This window comes from Thiocapsa sp., assembly GCF_035467215.1.
Classification (GTDB): domain Bacteria; phylum Pseudomonadota; class Gammaproteobacteria; order Chromatiales; family Chromatiaceae; genus Thiocapsa.
In genome coordinates, this window is sequence record NZ_DATITZ010000076.1 from 1 (window position 1) to 8,977 (window position 8,977).

At 65.1% G+C, this 8,977-nt stretch carries 8 protein-coding genes; 7 read left to right on the plus strand and 1 reads right to left on the minus strand.

Features of this window, described 5'->3' with window-relative positions:
* Positions 1 to 92: 92 nt before the first annotated feature.
* A complete protein-coding gene (locus tag VLR48_RS03860; protein WP_325290514.1) occupies positions 93 to 290 on the minus strand; it encodes a pyridoxamine 5'-phosphate oxidase family protein in 198 nt (65 codons plus the stop codon).
* A 206-nt stretch (positions 291 to 496) separates the two neighbouring features.
* Between VLR48_RS03860 and VLR48_RS03865 the strand changes: the two genes are divergently transcribed.
* The 7 genes from VLR48_RS03865 (at position 497) to VLR48_RS03895 (ending at position 8,789) form a co-directional block, all read left to right on the plus strand.
* Complete coding sequence (locus VLR48_RS03865) at positions 497 to 1,798, plus strand: META domain-containing protein (RefSeq protein WP_325290515.1); 1,302 nt, start codon at positions 497 to 499, stop codon at positions 1,796 to 1,798.
* Between the two features lie 78 nt (positions 1,799 to 1,876).
* The gene (locus tag VLR48_RS03870) at positions 1,877 to 3,508 is read left to right on the plus strand and encodes a thiamine pyrophosphate-dependent enzyme (RefSeq protein ID WP_325290516.1); all 1,632 of its coding nucleotides are present in this window, start codon (positions 1,877 to 1,879) and stop codon (positions 3,506 to 3,508) included.
* A gap of 70 nt (positions 3,509 to 3,578) precedes the next feature.
* Positions 3,579 to 4,079 carry an indolepyruvate oxidoreductase subunit beta gene (locus VLR48_RS03875; protein WP_325290517.1) on the plus strand — a complete coding sequence of 167 codons (501 nt, stop codon included), beginning with the start codon at positions 3,579 to 3,581 and terminating at the stop codon, positions 4,077 to 4,079.
* Positions 4,080 to 4,280: 201 nt separating this feature from the next.
* Complete coding sequence (locus VLR48_RS03880; protein ID WP_325290518.1) at positions 4,281 to 5,609, plus strand: phenylacetate--CoA ligase; 1,329 nt, start codon at positions 4,281 to 4,283, stop codon at positions 5,607 to 5,609.
* 316 nt (positions 5,610 to 5,925) lie between these two features.
* Positions 5,926 to 6,366 (plus strand): ACT domain-containing protein, encoded by a 441-nt coding sequence (locus VLR48_RS03885; RefSeq protein WP_093032003.1) that lies wholly within the window; start codon positions 5,926 to 5,928, stop codon positions 6,364 to 6,366.
* Between the two features lie 172 nt (positions 6,367 to 6,538).
* Positions 6,539 to 7,882 carry a phenylacetate--CoA ligase gene (locus VLR48_RS03890; RefSeq protein WP_325290519.1) on the plus strand — a complete coding sequence of 448 codons (1,344 nt, stop codon included), beginning with the start codon at positions 6,539 to 6,541 and terminating at the stop codon, positions 7,880 to 7,882.
* A 109-nt stretch (positions 7,883 to 7,991) separates the two neighbouring features.
* Positions 7,992 to 8,789: a DUF4412 domain-containing protein gene (locus VLR48_RS03895; protein WP_325290520.1), complete on the plus strand. Its 798-nt coding sequence runs from the start codon at positions 7,992 to 7,994 to the stop codon at positions 8,787 to 8,789.
* Positions 8,790 to 8,977: the final 188 nt, after the last annotated feature.

Here is an 8,977-nt window from a genome sequence, read left to right on the forward strand (position 1 = left end):
CCGAAGGCACCCAACCGGCCCATCGCCACCGCTATGGGGCGGTTGCAACAGGCCCTCGCGGACCTGTTCGAGCAGGCCAAACTTGCGCCGGCTTAAACTTGACTCACGCGCGCAGAAAGTTGTTCGTCAAGGAACCCTAGATAGGGCGCGTAGCTCGCATCGGGTTCGCCGTCGGGACCGCAGGTCGCCATCGAGAGCGTCGAAAACCCGGCGCGAAATCGCTGAAGCTCCTCGTAGATCGCATCGAGATCGGGTGAAGATGACGCGTCGGTGCTCGGCTCGCTGGACATGGGCTGGGTGGGACTCGCGCGTGGATGTTGAATCGGCGTTGCCTCTCGCCCTGGAACAGCCGTGAGATCAAGGGCAGAATCGCGCTGCGGAAGAGCCTTAATCGCGGCCCTACCGCATCGCTCGGAAAGATCCATCCGAACCGAGACTCGCGTCAAGCGCCGATCGGTCGGCCGAGCTCGGATTCTATCGCCCAGGAGACTGCCCGATGTCGCTGATCCGTCCCGCAAAGCTTACCCTCCTCGTGTCATGCCTGACCCTCATGGTCGGCACGCAGGCCGTCTTCGCCGCGGCGCCCGAGGGCCGGGATGACGCATCGAGCCTTCAGGTCACCGGGGCGCTGAGCTACAGGGCGCGCATCGCCCTGCCGGCGGACGCTCTCGCGATCGTCGAGCTCAGCGACCCGAGCGTGCCGGGCGGGCGCTTGGTCGCCGAGCACAGGAGTGCTTTGGACGGCCGACAGGTCCCGATCCCCTTCCAGATCGTCGTCGAACGCGCGGCACTGCTCCCGGACCAGACCTATCTGGTTCGCGGCGCGGTCCTGTCCGCCGGGCTGGCGGCCTGGATCACGGACGAGGTGCCGCTGGATCCGTCGGTCGAGTCGCCCGATCTCGGCACCGTCATGATGCGCCCATACGAGCCGCCACCCTTATCGAGCGAGCTCGTCTGCGGGGATCAGCCCATCCGCGTCGGATTTCTGGAGGACCGGATGCGTCTTCAGGTCGACGACCGGGCCTTCGATCTGAGACAAGCGGTCTCGGGCTCGGGCGCCCGCTATGTCGCCCTCGCGGATCCGTCCACCTCCTTCTGGAGCAAAGGCGATCGCGGGATGCTGGAGATCGCGGGCATGGCCTATCCGGAATGCATCCCGGTGGAGACCGCGCAGACCGCCTTTCGCGCCACCGGCAACGAGCCTTTTTGGAGCCTCGAGCTCACGGACAAGCGGGTCGAGCTGAACACGGACCTCGGGGAGACCCGAATCAATGTCGCGTTGACCGAGCAGGAGCTGCTCGAGGACGGGCGGCGCTATCGCAATCTGATCGAGGACGGCGACATGGTCGTCAGCATCTTCGATCGACCCTGCGTGGACAGCATGAGCGGCATGCCGCACCCCGCGACGGTCGAGATCCAGCTCGACGAGCGCAGACTCGATGGCTGCGGCGGGGATCCCGCCACGCTGCTTCAAGGACCCGAGTGGGTCGTCGAGGACATCGGCGGTGGCGGCATCATCGATCGTTCCCGCGTGACGCTGAACTTCGGCGCCGACGGCCGTCTTTGGGGTCGGGCCTCCTGCAACACCTATCAGGGCGAATACACCCTGACCGGCGAGACCCTGACGCTTGCGCTCTCGGCGACGACCATGATGGCCTGCGCGCCCGCCTTGATGGACCAGGAGCGCAAGGTCCTCGATCTGCTTGCTCGGATCAGAGCCTTCGAATTGGATCCCACAGGCGCCTTGATCCTGAAGACCGACGACGGGCGGACCGTGTCGGCGCGTCGCGACTATTGATCCGCTCGGCTTGCTGCAGGGCAGCAATGATGCGGATAATGGCGGATTCGTGACGCCCTGACAGAGAGTAAGTCGACGATGACGACCGCAGAACGGCAATTACTGAGCGGTGACGACGCGGTGGCCCTCGCAGCGCTGCATGCGGGGGTGCGCCTCGGCACCGGCTATCCCGGCACCCCTTCGACCGAGATCCTGGAGACCTTCGACCGCCTCGGCGGGCATGCGCAATGGTCGCCGAACGAGAAGGTGGCGTTGGAGGTCGCGCTCGGAGTCGCCTTCGCCGGGTCGCGGACCTTGGTCACCATGAAACATGTCGGGCTCAACGTCGCGGCCGATCCGCTCTTTACGGCGACCTATACCGATGTCGAGGGCGGTCTCGTGATCGTCTCCGCCGACGATCCGGGGATGGCCTCCAGCCAGAACGAGCAGGACAACCGGCACTACTCTCGCGCCGCAGCCATTCCCACGCTCGAGCCCGTCGATTCCCAACAGGCGTATGACTTCACGTTGCTGGCGTTCGAGATCTCCGAGCGCTGGAAGATCCCGGTCATGCTGCGAATCACCACGCGGGTCTGCCATTCCAAGACCATCGTGATCCCGCGAGGGCCGGTCTCGGGTGTGGCCGAGCCCGCCTTCGAGCGCCGGATCCCGGCGCGGGTCATGATCCCGGCTTACGCCAAGCCGGCACATCATCGCCTGCGCACGAAACTCGCCGAGATCGCCGCCTGGAACGAGGCCGAGGGTCCGGTCCGGATGAATGCCGGCGATTCCGAGCTCGGGATCGTCACGAGCGGCATCAGCGCCGTGCATGCGCGCGAGGCAGCCCCGGACGCGAGCCATCTCACCATAGGCATGACCTATCCGCTGCCGATCGAGCGCATCCGCGCCTTCGCGGCCGGCTTGGAACGTCTCGTCGTCGTCGAAGAAGGCGATCCCGTCTTGGTCGACGAGCTTCGCGCCGCCGGCATTCAGGCCGAAGGCAAGCCGGAGATGTATCGCTTCGGCGAGCTGGATGTGGCGCGCGTTCGCCGTATCCTGGCGGGCGACACCAGCCCCGAGCCCGTCCCGCCCAAAGGCAAGCCGCCCGAGCTCTGTCAGGGTTGCGCACACCGCGAGGTCTTCCAGGCGCTCCGGGATCTCGACTGCATCGTCGCGGGCGACATCGGCTGCTACACCCTCGGCGTCCTGCCGCCCTTCTCGGCGATGGATACCTGCGTCTGCATGGGTGCGAGCATCGGCGTCGGCCTGGGTCTGCGCCATGTGTTGCCCGAGGACCAGGCGCGTCGCGTGGTCAGCGTGATCGGGGATTCGACCTTCGTGCACTCGGGCCTCACCGGGATCGCCGAGATGGTCTACAACCCCCCGGCGACGGGCCATCTGGTGATGATCCTCGATAATGGCACGACCGCCATGACCGGCCTACAGGAGCATCCGGGGACCGGGCGCCTGCTTGATCACTCCACGACCAACAAGATGAGCTTCGAGGGCATCGCGCGTGCCATGGGCGTGCAGAACGTGCAGGTCGTCGAGACCACCGACAAGAGCCTCTCGCTCAAGGATCTGATCGCGGAGCTGCTCGCCAAGCCCGAGACCTCGCTCCTGATCACGCGTCAGCCGTGCGTCCTCGCCGCGCCCAAGATCCGCTTCTACGACAAGGCCGCGGCCGAGTCGGCACAACTGCAGAGCTGCGCGGCGGCCGTGAGCGGCTGAGCCCGAGCCCGTCGGGTTAGGCTTCGCTAACCCGACCTACGACGCCTCAATTCCGATTCGAGAGCCCCCAATGGATAAAGTGAAGAATATCGTCATCGCCGGACTCGGCGGCCAGGGGGTCTTGACGGCCTCCGACATGCTCGCCGAGGCGGCGTTTCGCGCCGGATTCGATGTGAAGAAGAGCGAGCTTCACGGCATGAGCCAGCGCGGCGGCTCGGTGAGCAGCGACGTGCGCTACGGAGAGCAGGTCCTGAGTCCGATGGTCCCGGCCGGCGAGGCGGATGTGCTCCTGGTCCTGGAAGCGACCCAGATCGAGATCAATCGCCCCATGCTGCGCGCCGGCGGGGCCCTGATCGGTCCGGACCTGCTGCCGGAAGGGGCACTCAAGAACAAGAAGAGCCTCAATGTCGCCTTGCTCGGTGCCGTCTCCACGGTGCTGGACATCCCCCAAGAGCACTGGATGGCGGCCATCTATGCGAATCTGGCCGAGAAGCTCCACAAGGTCAACGACCAGGCCTTCGCCGTGGGTCGGGAGGCCGCGCTCCGGGGCTCGATCGCTCGACACCCTTAAACCGCGTCCAGAGCGACATGCGTCATTGTCATGTTGTATTCGGTCTTGGGGATTTCACCGACCTCGGTGGAGACGCGGTTTAGAATGTCATCTTTTTCAAAATCTTAAACCGCGCACCTCCAACGATCGTCGAGTCTGCCAGGCCGATCCCATCCCAAAACATCACAAACCGCGCCGGGCGCGGTTTAAGCGAGGACCACCATGCTGACAGAGCTCTGGAATGACGCCGAGGGCGGTTTCCACCCGGCCAGCGCGCCCGATTTCCTGCCGGGGACGGCGCTGAAGCAGGTACAGCTGCGACGGCTTCGCGCGGTCGTGTCGCTTGCCTACGAGAACGTCGCGCTTTTTCGCGCCCGGATGGAAGAGCGTGACCTGACCCCGGCCTCGATTCAGCGGATCGAAGACATCCAGCAGCTCCCCTTCACGGTCAAGGCCGACCTGCGCGACACCTATCCTTTCGGTCTCTTCGCCACGCCCATGAGCGACGTGGTCCGGCTGCACGCCTCCTCCGGCACCACCGGCAAACCCATCGTCGTCGCCTACACCCGCGAGGACGTCGGCGTCTGGTCGGAGGTCATGGCGCGCACCCTCGCCTGCTGCGGGCTGCACCGCGGCGACATCCTGCAGAACGCCTTCGGTTACGGACTCTTCACCGGCGGACTCGGCGCCCACTACGGCGCGGAGGCCCTCGGGGCGACCGTGGTCCCCATCTCGGGCGGCAACAGCGACCGCCAGATCATGCTGATCCGCGACTTCGGCGTCTCCGCACTCTGCTGCACCCCGAGCTATTTCACCTATCTGATCGAGCGCGCCGCCGAGCTCGGCGTGGACATGCGCTCGCTCCCCTTGCGCGCCGGCATCTTCGGGGCCGAGCCCTGGACCGACGGGATGCGCGATCACATCGAGGCGGCCGCGGGGATCAAGGCCTACGACATCTACGGCCTTTCGGAGATCATCGGCCCCGGCGTGGCGAGCGAGTGCTCCGCCCAGCAGGGGCTGCACATCTTCGAGGATCATTTCTATCCCGAGATCATCGACCCCGAGACGGGCGAGGCCCTGCCCGACGGCGAGGAAGGCGAGCTGGTGCTCACCACACTGAGCAAGAAGGCGATGCCGATGATCCGCTACCGCACCCGCGACATCACCTCGCTGATCAGCGAGCCCTGCGAATGCGGGCGCACCATCCGGCGGATGCGGCGCATCGGTCGGCGCTCGGACGACATGTTCATCATCCGCGGCGTGAATGTCTTCCCGTCCCAGATCGAGGCGGCACTTCTGGCGGTCGAGGGCACCCTCCCGCACTACCAGATCATCCTCACCCGCGATCAGGGTCTGGACCAGATGTCGGTCGAGGTCGAGGTCACGCCCGAGGTCTTCAGCGACAAGATCCGTGCGCTCGAAGACGTGCGCGCGCGCCTGGCCAAGGCGATCGAGCACATCCTCGGCATCCGCGTCGGACTGCGTCTGGTCGAGCCGCGCAGCATTGCGCGCAGCGAGGGGAAGGCGAAGCGGGTCATCGATCGGCGCTGAATCGCGTCCTCTCGTGTCCATGCACGGTCTCGGCTGCTCTCTTGCTTCGGCGCACCGGGCCGAGCCGGGTCGAGACGCGATTCAGGTGATCGACTTTGGCCGGAACCAAGGGTCGGCGATGCAAGACCCTAGAGTTCTCGTTTTTAAACCGCGTCGGCTCCGACAGTTGTCGGAGCCGACGCGGCCAAGCTAATCCAACAAACCACGCATATCGCACCGGGCGCGGTTTAGTGTCTTCGCGTCCTTTGAGCCGATCGGATGAATCAGCCGCTGACAAAACCACTCAAGCAATCACAAGACCACGGGGACGCGAACCATGAAGCTGCAACAACTCTCGCTCTTTCTGGAAAACCGTCCGGGGCGTCTCGGTGCGCCTCTGGAGGCGATCGCGAAGGAAGGCATCAATATCCTGACACTCTCGCTCGCGGATACCGCACAGTTCGGCATCCTGCGTCTGATCGTGCGCGAATGGGACAAGGCGAAACAGGTCCTGGAGGATGCCGGATGGGTGGTCAACCTGACCGAGGTGGTCGCGGTCGACGTGCTCGACCGGCCTGGCGGGCTGGCCGAGGCACTGGCGGTGCTGGAAGGCGCGGGCCTCAACATCGAGTACATGTATGCCTTCTCGCTGCGGCGCGGCGACAAGGCGATTCTGATCTTTCGGTTCGAGGATCCGGACCGGGCGATTGCCGTCCTGCTGGAGAAGGGGCTGCATGTGGTCGACGGGGATGAGCTGCTGAGCGTGGTCTCCTGCTAAACCGCGTCCGTTTGGGATATGCACTGCTGTCGGTTGTAGTCTCGCTTGCGTGAGTCCGGGGCCGCAGTGGTGGACGCGGTTTAGGATGTTCGGTCAATCAAGCTGGATTCGGCATCAGGCGTCGAGGGGCAAATTTTGTACCGATGCAACACCCATCAATGGATCGAGGATTATGGCCGCGCAGACTCATGAGGCCCATCGGCAGATCGAGCACCGCATCTGGGATCCGGATGCCGAGACCCTGCCGCGCGACGGCATCGAGGCCTTGCAGCTGGAGCGTCTGCGCGAGCTGGTGACGCGGGTCGCGCGGGTGCCCTTCTACCGCGACCACTTCGCCCATCGCGAGATCGGACCGCACAGTATCCGCTCGCTCGCCGACATGCGTCGCTTGCCCCTCACCACCAAGGACGATCTGCGCCTGCAGCACCCATTCGGGTTTCTGGCTGTTCCGCGCAAGGCGCTTGCGCGCATCCATGGCTCGTCGGGCACGACCGGACGGCCCACCTTCGTCGCCTATACGGCGCGTGATCTCGAAACCTGGTCGAACCTCTGCGCACGCTTCCTGGTCGCGGGCGGGCTTAGGCCCGAGCACACGGCGCAAGTCGCCTTCGGTTACGGCCTCTTCACCGGCGGCTTCGGACTGCATTACGGCATCGAGCGCGTCGGCGCGGCGATCATCCCTGCGGCGGCGGGCAACACGCGTCGCCAGATCGAGATCATGCGGGACCTGGATCCCGAGGTGCTGATCTGTACCCCGAGCTATGCCCTGACCATCGCGGATTCAGCGCGCGAGCTGGGCATCGATCCGCGCTCCCTGCCGATCCGCTTCGGCCATTTCGGCGGCGAGCCCTGGACCGAGGACATGCGCCGCGAGATCGAGGATCAGCTCGACATCGCCGCCTTCAACAATTACGGGCTCTCCGAGATCATCGGTCCGGGCGTCAGCGGGGAGTGTCCCGAGCGTAGCGGGATGCACATCCAGGAGGATCATTTCCTGGTTGAATGTCTGGATCCCGAGACCCTGGAGCCGGTCCCGGAAGGCGAGCCCGGCGAGCTGGTGATCACGACCCTCACCCGCGAGGCCATGCCGCTGATCCGTTATCGCACCCGCGACATCGCCCGACTCTACCGCGAGCCCTGCGCCTGCGGACGACGCACGACACGCATGAGCCGGGTCACCGGGCGCACCGACGACATGCTGATCATCCGCGGCGTCAACGTCTTCCCCTCCCAGATCGAGGAGGCTCTGCTGCGCGTGGAGGGCACCACGCCGCACTATCTTATCGAGGTGTCCCGCCCCGGTACGCTCGACGAGGTCCACGTCAAGGTCGAGATCCACCCCGAACTCTTCTCCGATCGGATGGACCGCATGCAGGCACTCTGCGAGCGGATCAGCCGCGAGATCAATACGGTCGCCGGCATCCGCGCCCATGTCGACCTGGTCGAGCCGCGCAGCATCGAGCGCTTCGTCGGGAAGGCCAAGCGGGTGCTCGACCGACGCGATCTAGGCGAATAGCCCTATCCCAACGCGCGCTCCATCGATTACCCTGTTCGCGCGTTCGGGCGCCTGCGCCGTCGATTCGGCGCATCGAAAACAATCCAGTCACCGCAGAGGAATAAGCATGATGAATCAGCAAGGCTCGAGCATCGGGCGTCAGCCGGTCATGACCCGTCGTCTCGGGCTGGCCCTCGCGTTGGCGGCGCTGCTGCCGGTGTCCGCCGCGATCGCGGACGAAGAGGGTTATTACGTCGAGACGATCAATCGCAGCTCGGGTGTCATGGGAGAAGCGGCAAGCGAAGACCTGTCCAAGACCTACCTAGCCTACGACAAGATGAAGGTGGTCAACGAGGGACCCGATGCCACCGACATGATCATGGATCCGACGGCCGGAACCATCGTCTTCATCAATCACGCCGAGAAGGAATATCTCCCGATCAACGTCAAGTCCGTGATGGAGAGCATGAGCGGTCCGGCCGCCGAGCAGATGCGCGCCATGATGGGCGAGATGACCGTGAAGGTCGAAGCAACCGGCGAGACCAAAAAGATCGGAGACTGGGACACCAAACAGTATCGGGTCACCAAGACCGGCATGATGGGTGTCGATCAGGAGATCTGGGCGACCGAGGACGTGGACCTCGACGTGACACGCTACACCGACATGATGAGCCTCTCCGGCCCCGGCGGCATGCTGGCGAACTCGCCGGCCGGCGTCGCCCAGCGTGAAGAGATGAGCAAGATCAAGGGTTATCCCATCCTGACCAAGACCAAGATGGAGATGATGGGCACCACCATGGAGACCGAGACCGAGGTCACCGTGATCCGCAAGGAAGCCATCCCTGCCGACATCTTCGAGATCCCGCAGGGCTACGGCGAGCGCGACATGAGTGTGCAGATGCCCCCGCCGGGCAGCGGCCATCCCTGATCCGATCGGTAGGTAGAAAAGCGCCGTAGGGACAAGCGCAGCGCAGTCCACCGGCACGGCGGCCGGACTCGGCCGGCGTCCGACCCCGGCCGAGCACCCCCTCTCGAGGGTCGCCTTCGGCCGGGACCTTGCCCACCCCCCCGCAGAAATTCCCGGAAATCACCTAAGACCCGCTGGCGCGACATCCG

Excerpts from the sequence above, each read along its gene's own strand:
- VLR48_RS03865 (WP_325290515.1), top strand. The coding sequence starts at position 497 with ATGTCGCTGATCCGTCCCGCAAAGCTTACCCTCCTCGTGTCATGCCTG.
- VLR48_RS03875 (WP_325290517.1), top strand. The coding sequence starts at position 3,579 with ATGGATAAAGTGAAGAATATCGTCATCGCCGGACTCGGCGGCCAGGGG.
- VLR48_RS03885 (WP_093032003.1), top strand. The coding sequence starts at position 5,926 with ATGAAGCTGCAACAACTCTCGCTCTTTCTGGAAAACCGTCCGGGGCGT.
- VLR48_RS03895 (WP_325290520.1), top strand. The coding sequence starts at position 7,992 with ATGAATCAGCAAGGCTCGAGCATCGGGCGTCAGCCGGTCATGACCCGT.
- VLR48_RS03860 (WP_325290514.1), bottom strand. The coding sequence starts at position 290 with ATGTCCAGCGAGCCGAGCACCGACGCGTCATCTTCACCCGATCTCGAT.
- VLR48_RS03870 (WP_325290516.1), top strand. The coding sequence starts at position 1,877 with ATGACGACCGCAGAACGGCAATTACTGAGCGGTGACGACGCGGTGGCC.
- VLR48_RS03890 (WP_325290519.1), top strand. The coding sequence starts at position 6,539 with ATGGCCGCGCAGACTCATGAGGCCCATCGGCAGATCGAGCACCGCATC.
- VLR48_RS03880 (WP_325290518.1), top strand. The coding sequence starts at position 4,281 with ATGCTGACAGAGCTCTGGAATGACGCCGAGGGCGGTTTCCACCCGGCC.